We start from the raw sequence: 26,706 nt of genomic DNA, 5'->3' as shown, positions 1-26,706 counted from the left end.
TACATCGACCTGAAAGACCGAGTCGATTGAGGATTCGCTGAAAATCGTTCAGGTCGGTGTACCTCCAGAATATCCCCCGATCGGTCCCCTCTCCCTCTGGGAGAGGGCTAGGGTGAGGGTTTGCCTTCGCCGCCCACCTGACCAGTGGCCAATTGCTAACCATTCCCACCTCTGCCACAATCGCGAACAATTCGCGTTAGTTAACATTTCCCAATCGGTGATGTCCGGTGTCGTCAGTCCCAAGCCCTAACAGTGAGCTCGTCGGTGCGATGTATCGCGACCATCGTGGTTGGCTGTTGGCATGGCTGCGACGCAATGTGGCGTGTCCGCAGCGTGCCGAAGACCTGAGTCAGGACACCTTCGTCCGTCTGCTCGGTCGCGACGAAATGCTGACACCCCGCGAGCCGCGCGCCTTCCTGGTGGCGATTGCCAAAGGCTTGCTGTTCGACTACTTCCGTCGCGCGGCGCTGGAACAGGCCTACCTCACCGAACTGATGCTGATCCCCGAAGGCGAACAACCGTCGGTGGAAGAACAGCAAATGATCCTCGAAGACCTCAAAGCCATCGACCGCTTGCTCGGCAAACTGTCGACCAAGGCCCGCGCCGCTTTCCTTTATAACCGCCTCGATGGCCTCAGCCATGCCGAGATCGCCGACAAGCTCGGCGTCTCGGTACCGCGTGTGCGCCAGTATCTGGCGCAAGGCATTCGCCAGTGCTACATCGCCCTGTACGGTGAGCCGACATGAGCCCGGCCAGTTCCAGACCGGTGCCGGCGCATGTGCTGGATGCGGCGATTGCCTGGCAACTGACCCTCGACTCGAGCAGTCCGCTGGAGCGCGAAGAGTTCGCCAAATGGCATGCGGCCCATGAAGAACACGCCCGTGCGTGGCGGCAACTGGGCATGCTCGATCAGCGTTTCAGCGTGGCCAAAGGGCCGGCGCGCAGTGCGCTGCTGCAATCACGCGAGGGCATTCGCCGGCGGGTGCGCAAACTTGGCAGTGGGCTGACCAGCGTCGTGGTGCTTGTCGGTGTGGGGCTTTTAGCCAGCGAACGGTTTATGCCGCTGGATTACTGGCTCGCCGATCAACGCACTGCTACGGGCGAACAGCGCACCGTGCACCTGGCGGATGGCACTGTGCTGAATCTCAATACCCACAGTGCGGTGGATGTGCGGTTCGATGACAAGCGCCGGCTGATCGTGTTGCAGGAGGGCGAAATTCTCGTCGAGACCGGTCATGGCGATGCGCGCCCGTTCATCGTTGAAACCCGCGAAGGCAGCATGCGCGCCTTGGGTACGCGCTTTCTGGTCAAGCGCGAAGAAGCAGGCACGCGCCTGAGCGTGTTGCAGTCGGCGGTCGCGGCGCACCCGCAATCCAATCCTGAAGAGCAAATCCTCCATGAAGGCCAGCAAGTGCTGCTGCGCAGTGACGGATTGGGTTCGATTGTCGCGCTCAACCCCGGCGCCGACGCCTGGACGCGCGGCATGCTGGTGGTGGATAACGCGCGATTGGGCGATCTGGTGCATGAGCTCGGGCGTTATCGTCGCGGGCATCTGGGCGTGGCGCCGGACGTGGCGGATCTGCGGATTACCGGCAGCTTCCCGCTGCATGACACCGATAAGGCCCTGAGCGCATTGCTGCCGACCCTGCCCGTGCAGATCGAGCGGCATACGCCGTATTGGGTCACAGTCGCGAAGGCCGAGCCCTCCTCCCCTTGACCTGATCGTTCCCACGCTCTGCGTGGGAATGCAGCCCGGGACGCTCTGCGTCCCTGCCGAAGCGGACGCAGAGCGTCCATTGAGGTATTCCCACGCGGAGCGTGGGAACGATCAAGCCCGCAGAAATGTGGCTGTTTTCCAGTTAATCGAAATTATTTTCATCCAGCCCTATCACTTTTTGCTTTTCGTCCGGCACACAGGCAATTGAGAAATATTTCCATTCAGGAGCCGCCGTATGTCCCGTTCGCTAGACACCTTGTTGCGCCCCAGTCTGCTGGCCGTCGCCATCGCGCTCAGCGCGCCGCTGATCAGCAGTCCGTTGCTTGCCGCTGAACAAGCGTCCAGCGTGCGCGCCTACAACTTGCCGGCGGCGCCACTGTCGACCACCCTGAACCAGATCGCCAGCCAGGGCGGCATTGCGTTGTCGCTGAATCCGGCGCTGGCGGCGGGCAAGACCTCGGCACCGGTGAACGGCCAGTACGATGCGGCAGACGCTCTGCGCGCGGCGCTGCGCGGCACCGGTTTGCAACTGGAACAAAGCAGCACCGGCACCTACACCCTCATGGCCGTGCCTGAAGGAACGCTGGCCCTGCCGGAAACTTCGGTCATCGGCGTGGAAAACTTCGAAAGCGCCTGGGGCCCGGTCGAAGGCTATACCGCCACTCGCACCGCTGCTGGCAGCAAGACCGACACCGCGCTGGTCGAAGCACCGCGTTCGATCTCCGTCGCTACCCGCCAGCAAATGGACGACCGCAGCGTGCACAGTCTCGACGACGCTGTGCGCTACATGCCGGGCATCACCGCCAGCAGCTACGGCAGCGACACCCGCGCCGACTGGCTGCGTGTGCGCGGTTTCGAACCGACCCAGTTCCTCGACGGCCTGCCGCTGCCAAAAGGCGTGTACGCCAACCCGAAACAGGAAACCTGGAACCTCGACCGCCTCGCCCTGCTGCGTGGCCCGGCCTCCTCGGTTTACGGCCAGACCCCGCCGGGCGGTTTGCTGGACATGGTCAGCCGTCGTCCAAGCGCTGAAGCCAGCAATGAAATCCAGCTGCAATACGGCAGTGACAACCACCGCCAGATCAACTTCGCCAGCACCGGCAAGATCGATGACGCTGGTCAGTTTCTCTACGGCCTCAGCGGTGTGGTGCGCGACAGTGGCACCCAGGTCGATCACGTCGACAACAAGCGCTACAACATCGCACCGAGCCTGACCTGGAACATCGACGACGACACCAAGCTTACCCTGCTGAGCCAGTTCACCCGCGACGATACCGGCATCACCAGCCAGTTTCTGCCAATTCAGGGCACCAAGATCAAGTCGCCGCTCGGTGATATTTCCCACCACAAGAATCTGGGTGATCCGGACTGGGAATATTACGATCGCACCTACTACGCGCTGGGCTATGCCTTCGAACATCGTCTGAACGATGTCTGGCAGTTCAAGCAGAACCTGCGCTACACCAAGTCGGATCTGTCGTTCCAGTCGCTGACGCCGGGGTCGTACCCATTCACCGAAGTGGATGATCAAGGCAACGTCGGGCGCACCAGTACCAGCGTCGAAGAAGACATCAGCCAGTTCGCCGTGGACAACAACTTCCAGGCTGACTTCGCTACCGGCGATATCCGTCACACCCTGTTGTTGGGTCTGGACCACCAGCGCAGCAACACCAACTACACTTCGATCTTCGGTGATGGCCTGCCTACCAACGTCATCACGCCAATCTACGGTCAGCCGATCGTGCGTCCGGCGCGCTCGACGGCGTTTTACGATTACGACCAGAAGACCTACCAGACCGGCCTGTACGTGCAGGACCAAATGGCCCTCGACCAGTGGCGCCTGACCCTCGGCGGCCGTGAAGACTGGGTGCACACCAGCACCAAATTCATCAACAAGGGCGATGCCACCAACACCCAGCGCGACAAGGCCTTCAGCGGCAACGCCGCGCTCAGCTATGTGTTCGACAACGGTTTCGTGCCGTACCTGTCGTACGCCGAATCCTTCCAGCCGACCACGGGTGCCGACGCTACCTCGACCGGTTCGCTCAAACCGACCGAAGGCAAGCAGTGGGAACTGGGCATCAAGTACCAGCCGCCGGGCAGCAAAACCCTGCTGACCGCCGCCGTGTATGACCTCACCCAGAAGAACGTTTCGGTCAACACCTTCGTCAACAATGTGTCGATCACCAGCCAGACTGGCGAAGTGAAAGTCAAAGGCCTGGAGCTGGAAGCGGTTTCCGATGTGACCGATAACCTCAAAGTCATCGCTGCCTACACCTTGGCCAAATCGGAAGTGCAGAATGGCGTCGACAAGGGCAATCGCCTGCAACTGATGCCGAACCAGCAAGCGTCGCTGTGGACCGATTACACCTGGCACGCCGGCGTCCTCGACGGCTTCGGCATTGGCGGTGGCGTGCGTTACACCGGCAACACCTACGGCGACAAGGCCAACACCTGGCTGGGCAAGGCGGACGCCTACACCGTGTTCGACGCGAGCGTGCATTACGACCTCGGCCGTCTGGACAACAGCCTCAAAGGCGCGTCGCTGGCCGTCAACGCGACCAACCTGTTCGACAAGGAATACATTTCCACCTGCGACAGCTTCTACTGCTACTACGGCGACACGCGCAGTGTCGTCGCCAGCGCCACTTACAAGTGGTAAGCGATTGAGCTGAAACAGGCCCTGTTACCTGGCCGTCCCTCGTGGACGGCTTTGGTGTTTTTGAAGGTCATGAAATGAAAAGTAAAACAATCCGCCGCTGGTCGTTTGTTCATACCTGGACCAGCCTGATCTGCACCGTGTTTTTGCTGATGCTGGCATTGACCGGTCTGCCGTTGATTTTCAGCCATGAAATCGACCATTTGCTGGGCAACGCGCCGGAGCTGCAGGAGATGCCGGCCGACACGCCGCAGCTCAATCTGCAGCAACTGGTGGATGCCGCGCAGAAACATCGACCGGGCGAAGTCATGCAGTACTTCGGCTATGACGATGAAGACCCGAACGCGGCGTTCGCGATCATGGCGAAAACCGCCGGCACCGAACCGAACTCCTCGCACACCTTCATGCTCGACGCACGTACCGGTGAAGCGCTGGAAACTCCGTCGGCCAACGGCGGCTTGATGCTGTTTATCCTGCGCCTGCATGTCGACATGTTTGCCGGGCTGCCGGGCAAGTTGCTGCTGGCGTTCATGGGGCTGCTGTTTGTCGTGGCCATCGTGTCCGGGACGGTGCTGTATTTGCCGTTCATGCGCCGCTTGAAGTTCGGCACGGTGCGTCAGGACAAATCCACAAGGTTGCGCTGGCTCGACCTGCATAACCTGATCGGCGTAGTCACCCTGACCTGGGCGCTGGTGGTCGGCGTGACCGGTGTGATCAGCGCCTGCGCCGACTTGTTGATCGCGGCGTGGCGCAATGAAGCACTGACTGCGCTGATCGAACCGTACCGCGATGCGCCACCGCTGACGCACCTGGCGCCGGCCACGCGTTTGCTCGACATCGCTGCTGAAGTTGCGCCGGAGATGAAACCAGACTTCATTGCCTTTCCCGGAACACGCTTTTCCAGTGAGCACCATTACTCGGTGTTCATGAAGGGCGGTACGCACCTGACTTCGCATCTGCTGACCCCGGTGCTGATCGATGCGACCACGCTGCAGGTCACTGCGGTGGCCGAACGGCCGTGGTACATGGACGCCATGGGCATGTCGCAGCCGCTGCACTTCGGTGACTACGGCGGCATGCCAATGAAAATCCTCTGGGCCACCCTCGATGTGCTGACGATCATCGTGCTCGGCAGCGGCGTGTATCTGTGGGTGGTGCGGCGCAAAGCGGCGAAGCCTGTGCTGGAAACGGCGGAGGCGTCTACATGAAGCCGCGTCAGTCGAATTTCTGGAAGGTGTTCAGCACGCCGATCGTGATTGCGTTGCTCAGTGCGGCAGGGTTGTTTGCGGCGTTGCTGGGGGATGGGATTTGGGATGCGTTGAGCTGGGTTGGGCTGGGTGTTCCGGCATTTTTGGCCATAAGAGGATTGCTGCAGCGAAGCTGAAAAACCTTTGTAGGAGTGAGCCTGCTCGCGATGGCTGCGGGTCAGTCAACATAGTTGTTGAATGTTATTACGCTATCGCGAGCAGGCTCACTCCTACATTTGGATCGGCGCAAGGCTTGAGCTCGTGCACTGACAGGCTATGCTGCCCCCTCACTGTCCTGATCGAGACCCTGCCAATGTCCGCCCCCAGCATGACCCTGTACCACAACACCCTCTCCCCGTTCGTACGCAAAGTGATGGTGTTGCTGCACGAAACCGGCCAGCAGGATCGCGTCGCCTTGCAAGACTGCGTGCTCAGCCCGGTCAGTCCGAGCGCCGAGCTCAATGTCGACAACCCGCTGGGCAAGATTCCCGCCCTGCGTCTGGCCGACGGCAATGTCATCCATGACAGCCGCGTCATTCTCGAATACCTCGATCAACAACACGTTGGCAACCCGCTGATTCCACGCGAAGGCGCGGCGCGCTGGCGGCGTCTGACCCTGGCCTCGATGGCCGACGGGATCATGGATGCGTCGGTGATGGTGCGTTATGAAATGGTCCTGCGTGCTCCGGAAAAACATTGGGAAGAATGGCTCGATGCCCAGCGCGACAAGATCCGCCGCGCCCTCTCTGTGTTGGAAAAAGATGCGATTGCCGAGCTGACCAGCCATTTCGACGTGGCCGCCATCAGCGTCGCGTGTGCGTTGGGTTATCTCGATCTGCGCTTCCCGGACCTGGGTTGGCGTGAGGCCAACCCGCAACTGGCCAACTGGTTTTTTGAAGTGAGTCAGCGACCGTCCATGATCTCCACCATGCCCAAGCCTTAAATCGGCGGAGCCTGTTCCGGCCTCTTCGCGAGCAGGCTCGCTCCCACATTGTTTTTGGGTATGGCAGAAATCTCTGTGCCAACACCCATCCTGTGGGAGCGAGCCTGCTCGCGAATGCACCACCTCGGTTCCACAGGCAAATACCCGATAATCCGCGTCACCAGCTCATCCTTCCAGCACTGATCCTCACGCAATCCCAGCGACCGGCTCATTGCATCGCCCCTACATCAAACTCCAACGGCTTCGCCGGTTTCTGCCCGATCCCGTACCAATCCAGTTTGCGCGTCAGCACCATGAACACACCGAGCAGACCGAACAGCAACAACGAGCCCATCAACAACGCGTAATCCTCAGCGCTCAGCAAGCCATAGAGCAGGCCATACAACGCCGCCAGCCCCGCCGAAAAGCTCAAGCCGTGACGCACACTGCGTAGCACGTGGCAGACATAAAACCCGATCAACAACACACAACCGCTGGCCGACAACAGATACGCCAAGGCAAAACCAATGTGCTCAGAAAGCGACAGCAACAACAGATAAAAGAACGCCAGCGCCACACCCACCAGTGCGTATTGCACCGGGTGCACCGCCAGGCTTTTGAGTACTTCGAAGAGGAAGAAACCAGCGAACGTCAGGACGATGAACAGCAACGCGTATTTGATCGCCCGGTCACTCTTCAAATATTGATCTACCGGATCGATGAAGCTCACGCCAAAGCTGCGGCCGTTGAATGCCTCGCAATCATTGCTGCTGACGCAACGACTCATGGCGTCTTGCAGGTTGGTGGAGAAGAACGTGGTCTGCCAATCGGCGCTGAAACCCTGATCGTTGATCTCACGCTTGGCCGGCAGGAAATTGCCGATGAAACTCGGGTGTGGCCAGTTGGCTGTGAGACTGACGCTGCTGCTCTTGCCCACCGGCAGCACCTGCAATGAACCGGTGCCTTGCAGACGCAGGTCGAAGCCGAAGCTCAGTTCCGTGGTTTTACTGGTGTCGAGCAGCGGCAGCGTTACCCGTACGCCTTCACCGAGCCAGCCGACTTGAGTGCCCGGCACGAAGTCCAGACGCTGACCGTCCAGTTCCAGTTTCAGCGCATTTTCGATGCCGCGAATGTCGCTGATACCGACCGCGAGAAACGGTGCATCTAACTGGTAGTCGCTAAAGTCTTCTTTGATGCCCAGCTGCGCCGGCAACGAGAAATGGCCGTTGACACGGTTATCGGCGTGGAACAGCCGCGCCTCATAAATACCCCGTGCACGCAGCTCGGTTTGCACCTGGCCGTCGAGTTCAAAACGCTCCGGCAGGAAGTACAAGCGGCCGCGCTCTTCGCTCGGCTCGTCGTAGCGCTGGTTGGTCTTGTCGTTGGTTTTCCAGTTGTGAATAACTTTGCGATACGGCACCACCATTACCGGCCCGCTGAGTTGCTGGCTGTAGCTGGAACTGCGGGCAATGTCTTCGAGCACGCCGTCGCGCAGTTGCTGGCGGTCGTCGATGACGCCGTCGATCATCAGCAGCGGGATCAGCAACAGCAGGATCAGCACGGCGATGGCGCCGAGCTTGATGGTCAGATTCTTGTTCATGGGACTCTCCCTATTTGGATGGGCAGAGTCTGCTGGTGCTGTATGAGGGGAATGTGGGGGGAATATGGAGATTGTGTGGGGAATTCACCGGCCCTATCGCGAGCAGGCTCACTCCTACATTTGGAATGCGTTCCCCTGTAGGAGTGAGCCTGCTCGCGATGGCCGCAACTCGGTATCAAGACAAACGCAATGTCACCTCAACACCGTTTTCAACATTACGAATCTGCATCGTCCCACCATGTAACTTGACCACCTCTTCAACGAAGTTAAGCCCCAACCCCGTACTTTTTCGCCCACTGTCCGGGCGCGGCAATGAGTAGAAGCGCTCGGTCAATCGCGGCAAGGCGTAATCGGGAATCGGCGCGGTTTCATTGAACAGACGCAGTTCAATCTGCTCATCCCGACGCTCGGCACTGAACCGCAGAAGCCCCTCAACCGGGGTGAAATCCAGCGCATTCTCCAGCAAATTACCCAACGCCTGACGCAACAGAAACGGCTCGCCAATCAACAGCAGATCCGGCGCAATCGCCTGTTCGATGCGCAACTGTTTGCCTTCAATCCGCGCTGCCTGCCCCTGCAACAACTGATCAACCAGCGCCGCCAACGGCACAGCAACCCGCTCTTCAAGGCCCTGACGTTGTTCCACTTGTGCCAGATTCAACAACCGTTCGATCAACTGCTGCATCCGCGCACTTTCGCTGTCGATGTTGCCGACAAAGCGCAGCCGCTGAACCGGCGGCATGTCGCCTTGCAGCAACTCCGCCGCGCCACGAATCGCCGCCAGCGGACTTTTCAATTCATGGGTCAACGTATGCACGTAGCGCTCAACGTACGCCTTGCCCTCCAGCTGTGTGCGCATCTGCTCAACCGCTGTGGCCAGTTGCTCCAGCTCACCGCCGCGATAGTGCGGCACTTCCACCCGCCGCCCTTCGCTCACGGCCTGGGCATAACCGGTCAAGCGATGCAGCGCGCGGCTCAGCCACCACGACAGCAACGCACCGAACAACAAACCGAGGCCGATCAACCCGGCGCCGTAAAACAGCAAGCGCCGCTCGGTACGATCCACGTAAGGCTGTAAAGAGCTATTGGGTTTGGCCACGGTGACCACGCCGATAATCTGCCCGTTGTCGCGGATCGGCGCGCCAACGTGCATGACTGAAGATGCCGGGTCATCCGGATCGCTGCGACTGGAGCGCGCACCGTACTCGCCACGCAGGGTCAGGTAAACGTCGTTCCAGCGCGAGTAATCCTGACCGATCGCGACACCACTGGAATCGAGCACCACAATGCCCTTGGCGTCAGTCACGTAGATACGGTGGTTGACCTGATTTTTCGGCAAGCCCCAGATCGTCGCTTGCGGCTGACGATCACCATACGCGCGCAGCAATTCAGGCCAGCGGTTCTCGCTAAGGGTGCCGGCCTTGAAATCATCGCGCAGGATTTCCGCCATCAGGTTGGCGGTATCGACCAGGGTTTCTTCGGTGGACTGGCGCACGCCTGGGCGGATTTCTTCCATCACCGTGTTGAGCACGAAATAACCGGTGAGGCCGACAAACAGCACGTACACCAGAAAGATCCGCAGCCCCAGCGACATCAGCTGTGCCCCGGGCTGTAGCTGTAACCGAGGCCGCGATGGGTCTGGATCGGCTCGGCGTCGGCGCGCACCAGACGCAACTTGGCGCGCACGCTTTTGATATGACTGTCGATGCTGCGCTCGTAGCCGGCGTCGGCCGCTACGCCTAGCGCATCAAGCAATTGCTCACGACTGAACACCCGCTCGGGTTGTTCGAGCAGGCATTGCAGCAGGCGGAATTCGTGGCGGGTCAGGGTCAACGTCTGGCCGCGATAAATGATTTGAATCCGCTCCGGATCGATTCTAAATAGCGCTGAAGTGGCTTCAATCGCAGGACGCGGCGCCATGCGTTTAAGGATTGCCTTCACTCGCGCCGCCACCTCTCGAGGGCTGAACGGCTTGACCACGTAGTCGTCGGCACCAATTTCCAGCCCGACCACACGATCGATCTCGGCATCGCGGGCGCTGAGGAACAGCACCGGCACCTCGCTGAAGCGCCGCAGTTGCTTGCAGGTCTCAAAACCGCTGATGTCCGGCAGGCCGATGTCGAGGATGATCAGATCGGCCGGGGTCTGCCGCTGATGCTCCAGCGCCGCCGCGCCGAGGCTCAACCACGTGGTGGTGAAGCCTTCGCCCTGCAAGGCAAAAATCAGCGTGTCGGCAATTGCCGCTTCGTCTTCGACAATCAGGATATGAGGCATGGCGTCCGAGCCCGTGGTTAAGTGCGCGAACGGTGCCCCAAGCCTGACGTTACGTCAATGAGACCACTTGGCTCAGCAGTCCGGCTTGTCGGCCGTGAAGCGCCGCGCCGGGTTCACTGCCGCGCCGAATTCACGCAAGGCCTTGGCACCGATCAACAGCGGGTAGTTGAAGTTGCTGCGGTCGGTCAGGTTGACCTCGACGGTACGCTTGACGTTGCCCAGGCACAGCTCCAGATCGACCACCGGGCGCTTGGCGACTTCGGTGCTTTCGCCCTCGTCCTCTTCGTCCGAGCGGCTCTTGATCTTGCTGATCCGCGCGACCTTGTGTTCGTAGACCTTGTTGCTGGCGTCTTTGGTGCCGAGGCGGAAACGCACCCATTCATCGCCATCGCGGGTGAAGGTTTCAATGTCTTTGGCCGACAGCGAAGCAGTCAGTGCGCCGGTGTCCATCTTGGCCTTGAGCACTTCACCGCCGATTTCCGGCAGCGCAATGTATTCGTAGCGCCCGTACAGGGTCGGCTCGGCGGCCATGACCGGCAGGGCGACGAGGGCAAACAGTGCAAGGAGGGATTTCACGTAAGGGGCTTCCTTGAGAGGTTGGGCAACGGGATTTTAGACCGTTGCGCGCTTGATCGTTCCCACGCTCTGCGTGGGCATGCATCCAGTGACGCTTTGCGTCACAGGGACGCGGAGCGTCCCGGGCGGCGTTACCACGCAGAGCGTGGGAACGATCAGGTTAACGCGACGAAAGTGAAACATTCGTCACCAGCGATTTGGCCTGCCGCGCGAAGCTGCTTATCATGGCGCGCCCATCCGTTTGCAAAGAGTTGCTTATGCGCCGCCTGCTCACCGGCTGTTTCGTCACCCTGCTGCTGTTGCTCAACACCCTGATCCTGATCGGGCCGTTGCTGGTCTTTGCCCTGCTCAAACTGATCGCACCAGGCCGCTGGCGCGATTACGCGTCGGGGGCGGTGATGTGGATTGCCGAGACCTGGGCCGAGATCGACAAGCTGATTTTCCGCCTGTGTATCCCCACCCAATGGGACATTCGCGGTGGCGAAGACTTGCGCGGCGACACCTCGTATCTGGTGGTCAGCAACCACCAGTCGTGGGTGGATATTCCGGCGCTGATCCAGACCCTCAACCGGCGCACGCCGTTCTTCAAATTCTTCCTCAAGAAAGAGCTGATCTGGGTACCGTTTCTGGGGCTGGCGTGGTGGGCGCTGGATTACCCGTTCATGAAGCGCTACACCAAGGCCTTTCTGGCGAAGCACCCGGAGCTGGCGGGCAAGGATCTGGAGATCACCAAAGCGGCCTGCGAGCTGTTCAAGCGTCAGCCGGTGACCGTGGTCAATTATCTGGAAGGCACACGCTACACCGCCGCGAAAAGCGCGCAGCAGCAATCACCGTTCAGCCACTTGCTCAAGCCCAAGGCCGGCGGCGTGGCGTTTGTCTTGGCGGCGATGGGTGAACAGCTGGATGCGATTCTCGATGTGACGGTGGTTTATCCACAGGCGAACATCCCCGGATTCTGGGATCTGATCAGCGGCAACGTGCCGCGCGTGATCATCGACATCAAGACCCGCGAACTCGACCCGGCGCTGTGGCAGGGTGATTACGAGAATGATCCGGCGTTTCGCCAGACGGTCCAGAGCTGGGTCAACCAGCTCTGGAACGAGAAGGATCAGCGCATCGCCGAACTGCGCGGCGAGCGCGGCTGAATCAGCTACCGGTGCCGGCGCCCCAGATGCTGCCCAGGCTGCTCAGCAGCGAACCGCCGACGCCCTGCTGACCGAGGTATTGCAACAGCACAGGGGCAAACTGGCCGATCATGCCGCTGTCCATGCCCAATGCGCTGAAGGCATTGTTCAGGTCATTGGTGTCCTTGACGTTGCCCAGCGCATTCTCAAGCCCGGCGGACTTGCCGGACGAACCGAGCAAAGCCCCCAACGCCGCCAGATTGCCGCTGCCACCGGACAATTTGTCGATGCCCGGCACTTCCTTGGCCAACTGCGAATAATCGGTACTGCTCAACTGATTCTTGGCCAGCCCGAGCATCGCGCTAGTACCGCCAACGGCTTGCTCCGGCGTGACATCCAGCGCACTGAGGGCACTGAGCAAACCGGCGGTTTCCGAGGTCGGCGCTGCAGCGGCCGCTTTGTCACCGCCCTGCATCCCCGAAACCGCACCAGCGACGTCATTAAGACTGAAACCGGCAAACACCGGCCCGGCGGCCAGGGTCAGGAGCGATGCCAAGGCAAAACCGCGTGAAATCTTCATTCAGACATCCTCTTGCGCTGTGAAAACCACCCGCTGAACGGGCAGTGAAACTGCCGGTTTGACCGGGTATCCGCCGGCATGTTCCGGCGCGGCGCATCCATTTTCATCCGGCCTGCGTATATAAAACGTGAAATCCCGGACACCCTCGCGATGAATGGCACAACCGCTATCACTGAACTAGCCTGTGAACAGTCCGAGCCCAGCCCTCGTCGCTCTACCTTTGCCTGGAGAGTCGTCATTTCCATCGCCGACACCGATCAGCTGCGACAGTTGTTGGCCCAGTGTTCACTGGGTGATCGTCGCGCCTTCGAAACGCTCTATCGTAGCGTTGGCCCGCGTCTGCATGGCGTGGCCCTACGTTTTATGGGCCGCACTGATCTGGCCGAGGAAGTGCTGCAGGAAAGTTTCGTGCGCATCTGGAACAACGCCTCGCGCTACGAAGCGCACCTGTCGGCACCGCTGACCTGGATGATCAACATCACCCGCAATCAGGCCATCGATCAGTTGCGCAAACACCGCGACCGACCGCTAACAGACCTCGAACAAGATGCGCTGCCGGACGAAGGACCTTCGGCTCATGATCAGTTGAACAGCGCCCGCGAAGCTCACGCGCTGAACCGCTGCCTTGAAACCCTCGACGGCAGGCAGCGCCAGTCGATCACCGTGGCGTACTTTCAGGGATTGTCGTGCACGGAACTCGCCGAACACCTGGCCACGCCGCTGGGCACGGTGAAATCGTGGATCCGCCGTGGCATGGAACGTCTGCGTCGGTGCCTTGAATCATGAATTACCAGACCCCTGCCCTGCGCCGCGCCCTGGCTGCCGATTACGCTATCGGCCTGATGTCTGCGCCAGCGCGGCGGCGGTTTGAACAATTGCTGCTGGACGACGCTGTGTTGCGAGCTGAAGTGGCGCAATGGCAGGAAGCACTGGTGAATCTCACCGAATCCCTGCCCGACCATCCAGTGCCCGACCGCGTCTGGCAAGGCATCACCGCGCGAATCGAACCGCAGGTGCTGCATGTCCCTGAGAAACGACCATTCTGGAACTGGCTACGACTCACGGCAGCCATCTGTTCCATCGCCGTGCTGGTGTTCCTCGGCTCGCTGTACAACCGTGACGACGCCCGCTACCGCGCCACCCTGCTGACCGCCGATGCGCAACCGGCGCTGAAGGTCGAGGCACATGCGGATTATCTGCAAGTCGAGCCGCTGACATTGGCGGCCGTTGATGCGGATCGCAGCCTGGAATTGTGGGCGATTCCTGCTGACGGCAAACCGATCTCGCTTGGGATCATTCCGGCGGGGGGCAAAGGCAAGGTTGAGTTGAACGAAGCGCAGAAAGCCTTGATCGGTAAACCGATTGCGCTGGCGGTCAGTCTTGAGCCGAAAGGTGGTTCGCCGACCGGGCAGCCAACAGGTCCGGTGCTATATCAAGGGGCCTTGGCGACGCTGTAAAGCAAAGCCCCTCACCCTAGCCCTCTCCCAGAGGGAGAGGGGACTGACCGTGGGATATTGACGTAATACGCCGACGTGAAAGACTTGCGTTGAATCCATAGTCGACTCGATCTTTCAGGTCGATGTACGACGCAAGACACCTCGGTCGGCCCCCTCTCCCTCCGGGAGAGGGCTGGGGTGAGGGTCGCTTTTGACCTTGTCTTCCAACAAAAAACGGCGCCCCTGAGGGAGCCGTTTTATATTGCGCTTAAGCCTTACGCCGCACTGAACAACTTATGCGGATCAATCACGAACTTCTTCGGCACACCCGCTTCGAACTCGCCGTACCCTTCCGGCGCCTGATCGAGGCTGACCTCCCCGCAAGACCTTGTACCCGCGAAGCTACAGAAGGCTGCGGTCTTTTTTAGGTCGTTAATTGCTTGTCATGCAAATCAATATTTCAAAAAGAACTAGACACCTGTCACATCTGACAGGTGTCTAGCGATCCAGGCTGGAATAAGCTGCTGGCGTGTCAATTGTTCGAAGAAAGCGAGGTGCAATTAACGGTCATTCAACGGGAGATACAGTGATGGAGAAGCAACTCAGTCCGCGCGATCAACTGCTCGAATCAGATGTCCCGCCGATCATCTTTTGCATCAGCCCGGACGATCCGATCATCAAACACATCAAAGCGGGGCAGAAGGTTACTTATGACCTTGTGCGGGGCGATAACAGTCAATATTACGCAGTCGATATAAAACTGGCTCAGGACGAGGACTTTCTCAAACATCCTCATTCTTCTGTTGTTTTGTAAATGTTTTCACCAATCAATCGGAACGGGAAGCAAAGACATGGCAGGTAGAGAGAGTGGCACGGTCAAGTGGTTCAACGATGAAAAGGGGTTTGGTTTCATCACGCCGAAGAATGGCGGCGATGACCTCTTCGTTCATTTCAAAGCAATCAAGGCTGATGGGTTCAAGAGTTTGAAGGAAGGACAATCCGTTAGTTACATTGCTGCTAAAGGGCAGAAAGGAATGCAAGCAGAAGAAGTTGAAATTGAGTAAAAGCGGAAGGAAATTCCCGCCCCATGAAAAACGGCGCCTCAATGGCGCCGTTTTCTATTGCGTAAAACCTTACGCCGCACTGAACAACTTATGCGGATCAATCACAAACTTCTTCGGCACGCCCGCATCGAACTCACCGTAACCTTCCGGCGCCTGATCGAGGCTGATCACCTGCACGCCCACCACTTCGGCGATGTTGATGCGATCCCACATGATCGCCTGCATCAGTTGGCGGTTGTACTTCATCACTGGGGTCTGGCCGGTGTGGAAGCTGTGCGACTTGGCCCAACCCAGACCGAAGCGAATGCTCAGGCTGCCCATTTTCGCGGCGGCATCCACGGCGCCCGGATCTTCAGTGACGTACAGGCCCGGAATACCGATCTTGCCGGCGACACGCACCACGCCCATCAGTGAGTTGAGCACGGTGGCGGGAGCTTCGGCTTTCACGCCGTCGTGGCCGTGGCCGCGTGCTTCGAAGCCGACGCAGTCCACCGCGCAATCCACTTCCGGCTCGCCGAGCAGTGCGGCGATCTGTTCGTGCAGCGGGGTGTCCTTGGACAGGTCGACGATTTCAAAACCCTGGGATTTGGCGTGAGCCAGGCGGATGGTGTTGACGTCGCCGATGATCACCACCGCCGCACCGAGTAAACGCGCAGAGGCAGCGGCGGCCAGGCCGACCGGGCCAGCGCCCGCGATGTAAACGGTGCTGCCCGGGCCAACGCCTGCCGTCACGGCACCGTGGTAACCGGTTGGGAGGATGTCGGAGAGGCAGGTCAGGTCGCGGATTTTCTCCATGGCCTTGTCGCGGTCCGGCAGTTTCAGCAGGTTGAAGTCGGCGTACGGCACCAGCACGTATTCGGCTTGGCCACCGGTCCAGTCGCCCATGTCGACGTAGCCGTATGCGCCGCCGGCACGGGCCGGGTTGACGGTCAGGCAGACGCCGGTGTGTTGCTCTTTGCAGGAACGGCAGCGCCCGCAAGCCACGTTGAACGGTACGGAGACCAGGTCACCGATTTTCAGGTTTTCGACGTCGGAGCCTTTTTCGATCACCTCGCCGGTGATCTCGTGACCCAGCACCAGACCGGTCTGCGCCGTGGTACGGCCGCGCACCATGTGCTGGTCGGAGCCGCAGATGTTGGTGGACACCACTTTGAGAATGACCCCGTGCTCGATCTTGCGACCGCGCGGGTCCTGCATTTTCGGATAGTCGATTTTCTGTACTTCGACCTTGCCAGCGCCGAGATACACCACACCACGATTGCCAGACATGCTTTCACCTCGCTGTTGTTTTTATGGAACCGCGTTGCCCAGGCAGGCAGCGCGTTGAATGCTCGGGTAGTGCTTGTTGGTCTTGCGTTGTCAGTTATGGCCCCTTCGCGAGCAGGCTCGCTCCCACAGTTGATCTTTGGTGTGACAGAGACCTGTGTTTCAACACAAATCCCTGTGGGAGCGAGCCTGCTCGCGAAAGCGCTCTAGAGAACGACGGTTCTATTGGCGTTCAAAAACACCCGTCTCTCAATGTGATACCCAACCGCCCGCGCCAAGGTCAGGCCTTCAATATCGCGCCCCTTGGCAATCAGATCCTCGGGGTAATGACTGTGATCCACCGCCTCGACGCCCTGGGCAATGATCGGCCCTTCATCGAGGTCGTTGTTGATGTAATGCGCCGTCGCGCCGACCAGCTTCACGCCTTTGTTGTAAGCCTGGTGATACGGCTTGGCGCCCTTGAAGCCCGGCAGCAGCGAGTGATGAATGTTGATCGCCTTGCCATCGAGCTTGCGGCACAGCTCCGGCGACAGCACCTGCATGTAGCGGGCAAGGATCACCAGTTCGGCGCCGGACTCTTCGATCACCTGCCACACCTGACGCTCCTGCGACGGCTTGTCGTTGGGGTCGAGGGGGAAATGGTAGTAGGGAATCTGGTGCCAGTCGGCCAGCGGTTTCAGATCCGGGTGGTTGGAGACCACCGCCGCGACGTCCATCGACAACTGGCCGATGCGCTGGCGGTAGAGCAAGTCGTTAAGGCAGTGATCGGCCTTGGAGACCATGATCACCACTTTTGGCCGGTAGTTCGGCGCGGTCAGTTCGAAGATCATGCCGAAGGCCTGACCACGTTCGGCTAAACCGGCGCGGAAGGATTGTTCGTCGAAACCGTCGGGTTGGCGGAATTCCACACGAATGAAAAAACGCCCGGAGAGGCGATCATCGAACGAATGGTGCTCGGTGACGTAGCAACCCTGCTCGAACAGGAAACGCGTGACCGCGTCCACCGTGCCGAGGACGCTGGGGCAGTCGGCGGTCAGAATCCATGTGTCTGGGGCGCGGCTCATGGTGCGGTGACTCCTGTTCTTTGTGCGGGGTGTCTGGGGGATTTTGCCCCTCACCCTAGCCCTCTCCCGGAGGTAGAGGGGACTGACCGAGGTGTTGTTTCGAGCTACGCCGACCTGAAATATCGCGGGTGAATATAGATCACAAAAACACCTAAGATCGGCTCCCTTTCCCCCTCTCCCCCCTGGGGGAGAGGGCTGGGGTGAGGGGGTAGCTTTTGATCTTTCAGGCCTGAACGCTCAACCCGTATTCGGCCGATGCATCCTGCAACCACAACCACCAGTAATCCGAAAAGCTACGACGAATCAGCAGTTCCCAAGTGTCTTCAGCGGTATGGCGAATCATCAACTGCGATTTGGCGAACACCGTGCCGACCGCTTTACCCACCGGAAAATTATTCGGGTGCACGTCATAGCTGGTCGACTTCATCAGCACCTGACGCACGTTCGGCCCGCTCAGTTCGAGCACTTGTTGGCCGCCGCTGACGTTGACGATCGCGATGTGCAGATCGCCCAGCGCTTCACGCAGTTTCTGTTCGGCGGCGAATTCTTCACCGCTTGGCACGATCAGCAGCCACTCGTCCGGGCCCATCCATTGCAGGCTGGTTTCGCCTTTGACGATGACGCTCAGAGCGCCAGGCAGTTCAATGCCCAAGGCTTTGTGCACGCCAGCGGCGAACGCGGCATCGTGGCCATCACCGCGAATGGTCAGGTGGCCGAGGAGTTTCTTTTCACGCACGATCACGCCGGCGTTCTTGCGACCCTTGCCGACCAGGCTGGCGAGGTCGGCATGGTGCAGCGACGACTCGGCCTTGGCGCCGGTGGTCGGGCGTTGTTGGTAAACATTGGCTGTGGTCATAAAACACCTTCCTGAATTCTTGATCGTTCCCACGCTCTGCGTGGGAATGCCGCCATGGACGCTCTGCGTCCGCTCTTGGGACGCAGAGCGTCCCGGGATGCATTCCCACGCAGAGCGTGGGAACGATCAGTGTCAGATGTTCTGCCGATCACCCTTCGGATCAAAGAACACCGAAGAAACAATCTCCGCCTCAATCACGCTGCCATCGGCCAGCGGTGCAAACACCCGCTCACCGAGGCGCTTCAGACCGCCCTTGACCACACCCATGGCAAACGAATAACCGAGGGAGTTGTGCGCATAGCTGGAGGTCACGTGGCCGACCATGGTCATCGGAATCGTCTGCTTGGTGTTGAACACCAACTGCGCACCTTCCGGCAGCCAGACATTCGGATCGATCGGCTTCAGACCGACCAGTTGCTTACGCTGATCCTTCACGCAATCTTCACGGTTCATCCCACGCTGGCCGATCCACGAGAACGGTTTGGTGCGACCGACGCACCAGCCCATGTTCAGATCGTCCGGGGTCATCGAGCCGTCAGTGTCCTGGCCAACGATGATGAAGCCCTTCTCGGCACGCAGCACGTGCATGGTTTCAGTGCCGTACGGCGTCAGGTTGTACTGCTTGCCGGCCTCGACGATTTTCTCCAGCACGCCCATCGCGTAGTCGGCCTGGACGTTGACTTCGTACGACAGTTCACCGGTGAACGAGATACGGAACACCCGCGCCGGCACGCCACCGACCTGACCTTCTTTCCAGGTCATGAACGGGAACGCTTCGTTGCTCAGATCAATGTCGGTCACGGCGCTGAGCAGCTTGCGGCTGTTCGGACCGGACAGGGTCATGGTCGCCCAGTGGTCGGTGACGGAAGTGAAGTAAACCTTCATGTCCGGCCATTCGGTCTGGTGGTACAGCTCCAGCCACTGCAGCACGCGAGCCGCGCCGCCGGTGGTGGTGGTCATGACGAAATGGTTGTCGGCCAGACACGCCGTGACACCGTCGTCGAAGACCATGCCGTCTTCTTTGCACATCAGGCCGTAACGGGCCTTGCCCACGTCGAGTTTGGTCCAGGCGTTGGTGTACACGCGGTTGAGGAACTCGCGGGCATCCGGGCCTTGAATGTCGATCTTGCCGAGGGTCGAGGCGTCTAGCAGGCCGACGCTGTCGCGCACGGCTTTGCATTCACGCTTGACGGCGGCATGCAGGTCTTCGCCGTTTTTCGGGAAGTACCAAGGACGTTTCCACTGACCGACGTCTTCAAACTCGGCACCGTTATTCACATGCCAGGCATGCAGCGCGGTATGACGAACCGGTTCGAAGATGTGCCCACAGTGACGGCCGGCGACGGCGCCGAAAGTTACCGGCGTGTAGTTCGGGCGGAACATCGTGGTGCCCATCTGCGGGATGGTCACGTTCAGCGAGCGAGCGGCGATGGCCAGACCGTTGACGTTGCCGAGCTTGCCCTGATCGGTGCCGAAGCCCAGCGCGGTATAGCGTTTGACGTGCTCGACCGACTCGAAACCTTCGCGGGTCGCCAGTTCGATCGCCGCAGCGGTCACGTCGTTTTGCAGGTCGACGAATTGCTTCGGCGCCCGTGCGGTGTTCTTTTCATGCGGCACCTGGAACAGCGCCAGCGTCGGTTCTTCGTGACGGCTCAGGGCTTTCGGCAGCACGCCTTCGACGGTCTGGAAACCGGCTTCAGCGGCAGCACGCACGCCACCTTCGAAGCCGTCAGCCAACGAATCGCCGAGACCGTAGACGCCGTTGATGCCACCGACGCACACGCGTTTCTGCGGTGCTTCGCCCGGCACGAAACCGAGGATGTCCTCACGCCAGGTCGGCTTGCCACCGAGGTGCGAAGCCAGGTGAACGACCGGGCTGTAGCCGCCGGAACTGGCGACCACATCGCAGTCGAGCCACTCACCAGGACTGGTCACGGCGTGCGCTTTGACATCAATCGCAGCAACGCGAGCAGCGGTGACGCGCTTGCTGCCACGGGCTTCAATCACGGCGCTGCCGGTGAGGATGCGGATGCCTTTGGCACGGGCTTCTTCCACCAGTGCACCACGCGGATTGCTGCGCGCATCGGCGATGGCCACCACTTGCAGACTGGCATCGAGCCAATCCAGTGCCACGCGATAGGCATGATCGTTATTGGTCGACAGAACGAGCTTCTTGCCCGGCGCTACGCCGTAGCGACGCACGTAAGTCGACACCGCACCGGCGAGCATGTTGCCCGGCACGTCGTTGTTGCCGTAAACCAGCGGACGCTCGCAAGCACCGGTCGCCAGCACGACACGCTTGGCACGGACACGGTGAATGCGCTGGCGCACCTGACCGATTGGCGCGCGGTCACCGAGGTGATCGGTAAGACGTTCGTGAATGGTCAGGAAGTTGTGGTCGTGGTAACCGTTGACCGTGGCGCGCGGCAACAGCAGCACGTCCGGGGTGTTCTTCAGCTCCGTGATGACGCTGGCGACCCAGTCCATCGCCGGTTTGCCGTCGAGGCTTTCGCGGGAATCGAGCAGGCTGCCGCCGAACTCTTCCTGCTCATCGGCCAGAATCACTCGGGCACCGCTGCGCGCCGCGGCCAGGGCAGCGGCGAGACCGGCCGGGCCAGCGCCGACGATCAGCACGTCGCAATGCTGGTTCATGTAATCGTAGGTGTCCGGATCGACTTCGGTTGGCGAACGGCCCAGACCGGCAGCCTTGCGAATGTACTTCTCGTAGGTCATCCAGAACGATTGCGGGTACATGAAGGTTTTGTAGTAGAAACCCGGCGGCATCAGCTTGCCGCCGACCTTGCCGAGAATGCCCATCATGTCGTTGTTGACGCTCGGCCAGCCGTTGGTGCTGGTCGCGACCAGCCCTTGATACAACGCCTGTTGCGTGGCGCGCACGTTGGGGATCTGCGTAGCTTCGGTGGCACCGATCTGCAGCACCGCGTTCGGCTCTTCGGCACCGGCGGCGAAGATGCCGCGAGGACGCGAATACTTGAAGCTGCGGCCGATGATGTCGACGCCGTTGGCGATCAGCGCGGCGGCCAGCGAGTCACCCTCGAAGCCTTTGTAGCTCTGACCGTTGAAGGTGAAGCTCAGCACTTTGTTGCGGTCGATCCGTCCACCGTTGGACAGGCGATTGGTCTGGCTCATACCTTCTCTCCCAGCGCCGTCGTGGCTGTTTTCGCCGAATCAGCCTTGTCGGTGAATTGCGGCTTGGTGCCGATCTTGTAGGTTTCGAGAATCTCGTAGGTCACGGTGTCGCGGGTGACGTTGAAGTACTGACGGCAACCGGCAACGTGATCCCACAGCTCGTGGTGCAGACCGCGTGGGTTGTCGCGGAAGAACATGTAGTCGCCCCACTCCTCGTCGGTGCAGGCGCCTGGATCCAGTGGACGCGGAATGTGCGCCTGGCCGGATGCGTGGAATTCCTCTTCGGAGCGCAGTTCGCCGCAGTGAGGACAGAAGATATGCAACATGGGGATTTCTCCTGTTAGTGGGCAACCGCAGCAGCGCCGTGTTCATCGATCAACGCACCGTTGTGGAAACGGTCGATGGAGAAAGGTGCGGCCAACGGGTGCATTTCACCCTTGGCCAGACTCGCGGCAAACACGTTGCCCGAGCCAGGAGTTGCCTTGAAGCCACCGGTGCCCCAACCGCAGTTGAAGAACATGTTCGGGACCGGGGTTTTCGAAATGATCGGGCAGGCGTCCGGCGTGGTGTCGACGATGCCGCCCCACTGGCGGTTCATGCGTACGCGCGACAGCACCGGGAACATCTCGACGATGGCCTGAATGGTGTGCTCGATCACCGGATACGAACCACGCTGACCGTAGCCGTTGTAGCCGTCGATACCGGCGCCGATCACCAGGTCGCCCTTGTCGGACTGGCTGATGTAACCGTGTACGGCGTTGGACATGATCACGCTGTCGATAATCGGTTTGATCGGCTCGGACACCAGCGCTTGCAGCGGGTGGGATTCGATCGGCAGACGGAAACCGGCAAGTTTGGCCATGTGCCCGGAGTTACCGGCCGTGACCACACCGACGCGCTTGGCGCCAATGAAACCCTTGTTGGTTTCGACACCGATGCACACGCCGTTTTCCTTACGGAAACCGATCACTTCGGTCTGCTGGATCAAGTCCACGCCGAGGGCGTCGGCGGCACGGGCAAAGCCCCAGGCCACGGCATCGTGACGGGCGACGCCGCCGCGACGCTGAACGGTGGCGCCCAACACTGGGTAGCGGGTGTTTTTCGAGCAGTCGAGGTACGGAATCTCGTCAGCCACTTGCTTGGCGTTGAGCAGTTCGCCATCGACGCCATTGAGGCGGTTGGCGCTGACCCGACGCTCGGAATCGCGAATGTCCTGCAGGGTGTGGCACAGGTTGTAGACGCCACGCTGGGAGAACATCACGTTGTAGTTGAGATCCTGCGACAGGCCTTCCCACAATTTCATCGCGTGTTCGTAGAGGTGCGCCGACTCGTCCCACAGGTAGTTGGAGCGCACGATGGTGGTGTTGCGCGCGGTGTTACCGCCGCCCAGCCAGCCCTTCTCGACCACGGCGACGTTGGTGATGCCGTGTTCTTTGGCCAGATAGTAGGCCGTCGCCAGACCGTGCCCGCCGCCGCCGACGATGACCACGTCGTAGACCTTCTTCGGCGTCGGCGTGCGCCACATGCGCTGCCAGTTTTCGTGGTGGCTGAGGGAGTGTTTGAAGAGGCCGAAGCCCGAATAGCGTTGCATAGTCAGTTACTCCAGAACACTCAGCGATAAACCGGGAAGTCTGCGCACAAGGCCGACACTTGCTGGGCAACATTGGCCTCGACATCGGCATCACCGAGGTTGTCGAGGATGTCGCAGATCCAGCCGGCCAACACTTCGCACTGGGTCACCTTGAAGCCGCGAGTAGTGACCGCAGGGGTGCCGATACGCAGGCCCGAGGTCACGAACGGCGATTGCGGGTCGTTCGGCACGGCGTTCTTGTTGACGGTGATGTGCGCGCGGCCAAGGGCGGCGTCGGCGTCTTTGCCGGTCAGGCCCTGACGGATCAGGCTGACCAGGAACAAGTGGTTGTCGGTGCCGCCGGACACTACATCGTAGCCACGTTTGATAAACACGCTGGCCATCGCCTGAGCGTTGTCGATCACCTGTTGCTGATAAGCCTTGAAGCCCGACTCCAGCGCTTCCTTGAAGCACACGGCTTTACCGGCGATGACGTGCATCAGCGGGCCGCCCTGAGCGCCCGGGAATACCGCGGCGTTGAGCTTTTTCTCGATCTCTTCGTTGGACTTGGCCAGGATCAAGCCGCCACGTGGACCGCGCAGGGTTTTGTGCGTGGTGGTGGTGACCACGTCGGCATAGGGCAGCGGGTTCGGGTACAGACCGGCAGCGACCAGACCGGCAACGTGGGCCATGTCGACAAACAGCAGCGCGCCGACTTTGTCAGCGATCTGACGGAAGCGCGGGAAGTCCAGGGTCTTCGAGTAAGCGGAGAAACCGGCGACGATCATTTTCGGCTTGGATTCAACGGCCAGACGCTCGACTTCGTCATAATCGATCAGCCCGGTGTCGGTGTTGATGCCGTATTGCACGGCGTTGTAGAGCTTGCCCGAGGACGACACTTTGGCGCCGTGGGTCAGGTGACCGCCGTGGGCCAGGCTCATGCCGAGGATGGTGTCGCCCGGCTGGATCAAAGCCAGATAAACGGCGCTGTTGGCCGAAGAACCGGAGTGCGGCTGGACGTTGGCGTAATCGGCGCCGAACAGTTGCTTGGCGCGTTCGATGGCCAGCGCTTCGACTTTATCGACGTGCTCGCAGCCACCGTAGTAGCGCTTGCCCGGATAACCTTCGGCGTATTTGTTGGTCAGGCCGCTGCCTTGCGCTTGCATCACGCGTTTGCTGGTGTAGTTCTCCGACGCGATCAGCTCGATGTGATCTTCCTGACGTTGCTCCTCGGCATTCATCGCCGCCAGCAGTGCATCGTCGTAACCCTGGATCTGGTCTTGCTTGCTGAACATCGCGTCTCTCCCAGCGGCATCTGTGCGCCATTCGTCTCGGTAAGGCACTGGCAATGAAGGCAGTGCCCTTTGATGCCGATGGTATGACCGGCGCAGACAGCTCAAATGCCTGCGCGCGCCACGCAAAGGTGCGTTTACGACATGGCTGGAAATGGCTTGTTGAATCTGCACAGATCCCCTGTAGGAGTGAGCCTGCTCGCGATAGCGGTGGGTCAGCTGAGCAAATGTTGGCTGATACACCGCCATCGCGAGCAGGCTCACTCCTACAGGGGTTATGCGATCAACTGGCGGACGGCGAGCAGCAGGAGAAAATGCGCGGGATAGAGGGCGTAAGCCCAGCGCCGCATTGGCGGTGGCTGAAGATGTCGCGCATGTCGCAACAGGAACATTCCGAGCATGGGCGCAAACAGACAGGTGGCAATGCCAAGAATGGCGACGCTGCTACCGAACCTTGCCGAGTCGTAAAGCACTTGCCACTGATTCGCTGCCAGGCATACCAATCCCGACATCAAGCTGAAGTACCACGGCCGGCGAAACACCAACAGCATCGCCAACGGGAGCAGAACCCCGAAGAAGCCGAACATCAGTCGTTCCGGGAAAACTATCGCCAACACCAGGGCAGCAACACCCAGCAATCGCGACATGATCGTTGGATTCTGCCACCCCCGCGCCACCAACAAACCCAACGCCAACGTCGGCATCACGTTCAACGTATCCGGCTCTGGAATGTACAACCGATACGGAATCTCACTGACCGCGCTGAACAGCAACAACCAGCCCAGATAGCGCCACTCCATCCTCCGCGAACCATCACGCGCCAGATTCGCCGCCATCGCCAGACAAAACCACGGAAACGCCAGCCGCCCCGGCACATACAGCCAATCGGCGGAGAACCCGACATATCGCAGGTGATCGAACAACATGCTCAGCAGCGCCAGCCACTTGAGCAGATCCAGCGCGCCGTCGCGTTTGCTCAAGTGCATAATCGTCCTACAAACTGGTAATTTCCTGAACGTGACATCCCGTGTGCTCCCCGGAAGATCTTCGGTAAAGTGCGCACCCTCATTGACCACGAGCCTTCACAAGAGTCTCGACCACGGAAGCCGGCCATGACCGACAAGAGCCAACAATTCGCCAGCGACAACTACTCCGGTATCTGCCCTGAAGCCTGGGCTGCAATGGAACAGGCCAACCACGGCCACCAGCGCGCGTATGGCGACGATGAATGGACCGCACGCGCGGCCGACCATTTCCGCAACCTGTTCGAAACCGACTGCGAAGTGTTCTTCGCCTTCAACGGCACCGCCGCCAACTCGCTGGCCCTGTCGTCGCTGTGCCAGAGTTACCACAGCGTGATCTGCTCGGAAACCGCCCACGTCGAAACCGATGAATGCGGCGCCCCGGAATTCTTCTCCAACGGCTCGAAACTGCTGATCGCCGGCACTGAAAACGGCAAGATCACCCCGCAATCGATCCGCGAAGTCGCGCTCAAGCGCCAGGACATTCACTACCCGAAACCGCGTGTGGTCACCCTGACCCAAGCCACTGAAGTCGGCAGCGTCTACACCCCGGACGAAGTCCGCGCCATCAGCGCGACTTGCAAAGAGCTGGGCCTGCACCTGCACATGGACGGCGCGCGCTTCTCCAACGCCTGCGCATTCCTCGGCTGCTCGCCGGCGGATCTGACCTGGAAGGCCGGCGTTGATGTGCTGTGCTTCGGCGGCACGAAAAACGGCATGGCCGTGGGTGAAGCGATCCTGTTCTTCAACCACAAACTGGCGGAAGACTTCGATTACCGCTGCAAACAGGCCGGGCAACTGGCGTCGAAAATGCGCTTCCTCTCGGCACCGTGGGTCGGCATCCTCGAAAACGACGCCTGGCTCAAATACGCCCGCCACGCCAACCACTGCGCGCAATTGCTGGCGGAACTGGTCAGCGACATTCCCGGCGTCGAACTGATGTTCCCGGTGCAGGCCAACGGCGTGTTCCTGCAACTGTCGGAACCGGCCATCGCCGCGCTGACCGCGAAAAACTGGCGCTTCTACACCTTCATCGGCAAGGGCGGCGCACGCTTCATGTGCTCCTGGGACACCGAAGAAGAACGCGTCCGCGAACTGGCGCGCGACATCCGCGAAGTCATGTCCGCCTGATCCCCCAGCACTGATCGTTCCCACGCTCCGCGTCACTAGTGTCCGGTAAAAACTGAAGGGGGAGCTTGCTCCCCCTTGCTGTGCCTGCTTCCTGAGCAATAATCAGGTTTTTCAGACTCGATTTTCGACTATGTTCAGCAGCACCCGATTTGCGCA

Annotated in this window: 25 protein-coding genes and 1 pseudogene; 12 read left to right on the top strand and 14 right to left on the bottom strand. The window is 60.2% G+C overall.

The window, feature by feature from the left end; all coding sequences use genetic code 11:
- The first annotated feature begins 269 nt into the window (after positions 1–269).
- The 6 genes from CKW17_RS25700 to CKW17_RS25675 all read left to right on the top strand — a co-directional run bounded on the left by CKW17_RS25700 (position 270) and on the right by CKW17_RS25675 (position 6,566).
- On the top strand, positions 270–746 hold the full coding sequence (locus CKW17_RS25700; RefSeq protein ID WP_189684071.1) for an RNA polymerase sigma factor: 477 nt from the start codon (positions 270–272) through the stop codon (positions 744–746).
- Complete coding sequence (locus CKW17_RS25695) at positions 743–1,717, top strand: FecR domain-containing protein (RefSeq protein WP_095122537.1); 975 nt, start codon at positions 743–745, stop codon at positions 1,715–1,717. Before CKW17_RS25700 ends, CKW17_RS25695 begins: the two co-directional genes overlap by 4 nt.
- 235 nt (positions 1,718–1,952) lie before the next feature.
- Positions 1,953–4,379, top strand: coding sequence for a TonB-dependent siderophore receptor (locus CKW17_RS25690; protein WP_095122536.1), 2,427 nt, complete (start codon positions 1,953–1,955; stop codon positions 4,377–4,379).
- Between the two features lie 74 nt (positions 4,380–4,453).
- On the top strand, positions 4,454–5,584 hold the full coding sequence (locus CKW17_RS25685) for a PepSY domain-containing protein (protein ID WP_095122667.1): 1,131 nt from the start codon (positions 4,454–4,456) through the stop codon (positions 5,582–5,584).
- Entirely contained in the window at positions 5,581–5,760 is a 180-nt protein-coding gene (locus tag CKW17_RS25680) for a hypothetical protein (protein WP_077574808.1), read from the top strand. The genes CKW17_RS25685 and CKW17_RS25680 overlap by 4 nt, the downstream gene beginning before the upstream one ends.
- A gap of 176 nt (positions 5,761–5,936) precedes the next feature.
- Complete coding sequence (locus CKW17_RS25675) at positions 5,937–6,566, top strand: glutathione S-transferase (protein ID WP_095122534.1); 630 nt, start codon at positions 5,937–5,939, stop codon at positions 6,564–6,566.
- A 208-nt stretch (positions 6,567–6,774) separates the two neighbouring features.
- Here CKW17_RS25675 and creD read toward each other — a convergent pair whose 3' ends face one another.
- From creD to CKW17_RS25650, 4 genes are all read right to left on the bottom strand, one after another.
- Positions 6,775–8,145 (bottom strand): cell envelope integrity protein CreD, encoded by a 1,371-nt coding sequence (gene creD, locus CKW17_RS25665; RefSeq protein ID WP_095122531.1) that lies wholly within the window; start codon positions 8,143–8,145, stop codon positions 6,775–6,777.
- Positions 8,146–8,320: 175 nt separating this feature from the next.
- The gene (gene creC, locus CKW17_RS25660; protein ID WP_095122529.1) at positions 8,321–9,739 is read right to left on the bottom strand and encodes a two-component system sensor histidine kinase CreC; all 1,419 of its coding nucleotides are present in this window, start codon (positions 9,737–9,739) and stop codon (positions 8,321–8,323) included.
- The gene (creB, locus tag CKW17_RS25655) at positions 9,739–10,419 is read right to left on the bottom strand and encodes a two-component system response regulator CreB (protein ID WP_095122527.1); all 681 of its coding nucleotides are present in this window, start codon (positions 10,417–10,419) and stop codon (positions 9,739–9,741) included. Before creB ends, creC begins: the two co-directional genes overlap by 1 nt.
- Before the next feature lie 72 nt (positions 10,420–10,491).
- On the bottom strand, positions 10,492–10,995 hold the full coding sequence (locus tag CKW17_RS25650) for an ATP-dependent zinc protease (RefSeq protein WP_007909997.1): 504 nt from the start codon (positions 10,993–10,995) through the stop codon (positions 10,492–10,494).
- Between the two features lie 257 nt (positions 10,996–11,252).
- On the opposite strand from CKW17_RS25650, the gene CKW17_RS25645 reads away from it, so the two are divergent.
- Positions 11,253–12,140: an acyltransferase gene (locus tag CKW17_RS25645; RefSeq protein WP_095122525.1), complete on the top strand. Its 888-nt coding sequence runs from the start codon at positions 11,253–11,255 to the stop codon at positions 12,138–12,140.
- A gap of 1 nt (position 12,141) precedes the next feature.
- On the opposite strand, the gene CKW17_RS25640 is transcribed toward CKW17_RS25645, so the two are convergent.
- Positions 12,142–12,699 carry a DUF2780 domain-containing protein gene (locus CKW17_RS25640; RefSeq protein ID WP_095112740.1) on the bottom strand — a complete coding sequence of 186 codons (558 nt, stop codon included), beginning with the start codon at positions 12,697–12,699 and terminating at the stop codon, positions 12,142–12,144.
- A 150-nt stretch (positions 12,700–12,849) separates the two neighbouring features.
- Between CKW17_RS25640 and CKW17_RS25635 the strand changes: the two genes are divergently transcribed.
- Positions 12,850–13,485, top strand: a complete 636-nt coding sequence (locus CKW17_RS25635; protein ID WP_095122523.1) for an RNA polymerase sigma factor — start codon at positions 12,850–12,852, stop codon at positions 13,483–13,485.
- Positions 13,482–14,156 (top strand): anti-sigma factor domain-containing protein, encoded by a 675-nt coding sequence (locus CKW17_RS25630; RefSeq protein ID WP_095122521.1) that lies wholly within the window; start codon positions 13,482–13,484, stop codon positions 14,154–14,156. Before CKW17_RS25635 ends, CKW17_RS25630 begins: the two co-directional genes overlap by 4 nt.
- 254 nt (positions 14,157–14,410) lie before the next feature.
- Here the strand turns inward: CKW17_RS25630 and CKW17_RS30885 are convergent.
- Positions 14,411–14,509: pseudogene (locus tag CKW17_RS30885) on the bottom strand (hypothetical protein); the annotation flags it as partial.
- A gap of 215 nt (positions 14,510–14,724) precedes the next feature.
- Between CKW17_RS30885 and CKW17_RS25625 the strand changes: the two are divergent.
- Both CKW17_RS25625 and CKW17_RS25620 read left to right on the top strand, forming a co-directional pair.
- Positions 14,725–14,949 carry a hypothetical protein gene (locus tag CKW17_RS25625; RefSeq protein WP_095122519.1) on the top strand — a complete coding sequence of 75 codons (225 nt, stop codon included), beginning with the start codon at positions 14,725–14,727 and terminating at the stop codon, positions 14,947–14,949.
- 37 nt (positions 14,950–14,986) lie between these two features.
- Positions 14,987–15,199, top strand: coding sequence for a cold-shock protein (locus CKW17_RS25620; RefSeq protein WP_085646912.1), 213 nt, complete (start codon positions 14,987–14,989; stop codon positions 15,197–15,199).
- Between the two features lie 69 nt (positions 15,200–15,268).
- On the opposite strand, the gene fdhA is transcribed toward CKW17_RS25620, so the two are convergent.
- The 8 genes from fdhA to CKW17_RS25580 all read right to left on the bottom strand — a co-directional run bounded on the left by fdhA (position 15,269) and on the right by CKW17_RS25580 (position 25,383).
- On the bottom strand, positions 15,269–16,468 hold the full coding sequence (gene fdhA, locus CKW17_RS25615) for a formaldehyde dehydrogenase, glutathione-independent (protein ID WP_038363199.1): 1,200 nt from the start codon (positions 16,466–16,468) through the stop codon (positions 15,269–15,271).
- A 203-nt stretch (positions 16,469–16,671) separates the two neighbouring features.
- Positions 16,672–17,529 (bottom strand): formyltetrahydrofolate deformylase, encoded by an 858-nt coding sequence (gene purU / locus CKW17_RS25610; RefSeq protein ID WP_008086918.1) that lies wholly within the window; start codon positions 17,527–17,529, stop codon positions 16,672–16,674.
- Positions 17,530–17,752: 223 nt separating this feature from the next.
- On the bottom strand, positions 17,753–18,385 hold the full coding sequence (locus CKW17_RS25605; RefSeq protein ID WP_008086919.1) for a sarcosine oxidase subunit gamma: 633 nt from the start codon (positions 18,383–18,385) through the stop codon (positions 17,753–17,755).
- A 132-nt stretch (positions 18,386–18,517) separates the two neighbouring features.
- Positions 18,518–21,535 (bottom strand): sarcosine oxidase subunit alpha, encoded by a 3,018-nt coding sequence (locus CKW17_RS25600; protein ID WP_095122517.1) that lies wholly within the window; start codon positions 21,533–21,535, stop codon positions 18,518–18,520.
- The gene (locus tag CKW17_RS25595) at positions 21,532–21,861 is read right to left on the bottom strand and encodes a sarcosine oxidase subunit delta (protein ID WP_007913119.1); all 330 of its coding nucleotides are present in this window, start codon (positions 21,859–21,861) and stop codon (positions 21,532–21,534) included. Before CKW17_RS25595 ends, CKW17_RS25600 begins: the two co-directional genes overlap by 4 nt.
- 14 nt (positions 21,862–21,875) lie before the next feature.
- A complete protein-coding gene (locus tag CKW17_RS25590; protein WP_034155011.1) occupies positions 21,876–23,126 on the bottom strand; it encodes a sarcosine oxidase subunit beta in 1,251 nt (416 codons plus the stop codon).
- Positions 23,127–23,146: 20 nt separating this feature from the next.
- Complete coding sequence (locus tag CKW17_RS25585) at positions 23,147–24,400, bottom strand: serine hydroxymethyltransferase (RefSeq protein ID WP_095122515.1); 1,254 nt, start codon at positions 24,398–24,400, stop codon at positions 23,147–23,149.
- Positions 24,401–24,672: 272 nt separating this feature from the next.
- Entirely contained in the window at positions 24,673–25,383 is a 711-nt protein-coding gene (locus CKW17_RS25580; protein WP_095122513.1) for a TraX family protein, read from the bottom strand.
- Between the two features lie 126 nt (positions 25,384–25,509).
- Between CKW17_RS25580 and CKW17_RS25575 the strand changes: the two genes are divergently transcribed.
- Positions 25,510–26,550 carry a low specificity L-threonine aldolase gene (locus tag CKW17_RS25575; protein WP_095122511.1) on the top strand — a complete coding sequence of 347 codons (1,041 nt, stop codon included), beginning with the start codon at positions 25,510–25,512 and terminating at the stop codon, positions 26,548–26,550.
- Positions 26,551–26,706 lie beyond the last annotated feature (156 nt).

Source organism: Pseudomonas sp. Irchel s3f10 (genome assembly GCF_900187515.1).
Classification (GTDB): Bacteria; Pseudomonadota; Gammaproteobacteria; order Pseudomonadales; family Pseudomonadaceae; genus Aquipseudomonas; species Aquipseudomonas tensinigenes.
The sequence above is the reverse complement of the archived record's forward strand: the minus strand, read 5'-3'. Positions and strand labels throughout refer to the sequence as shown.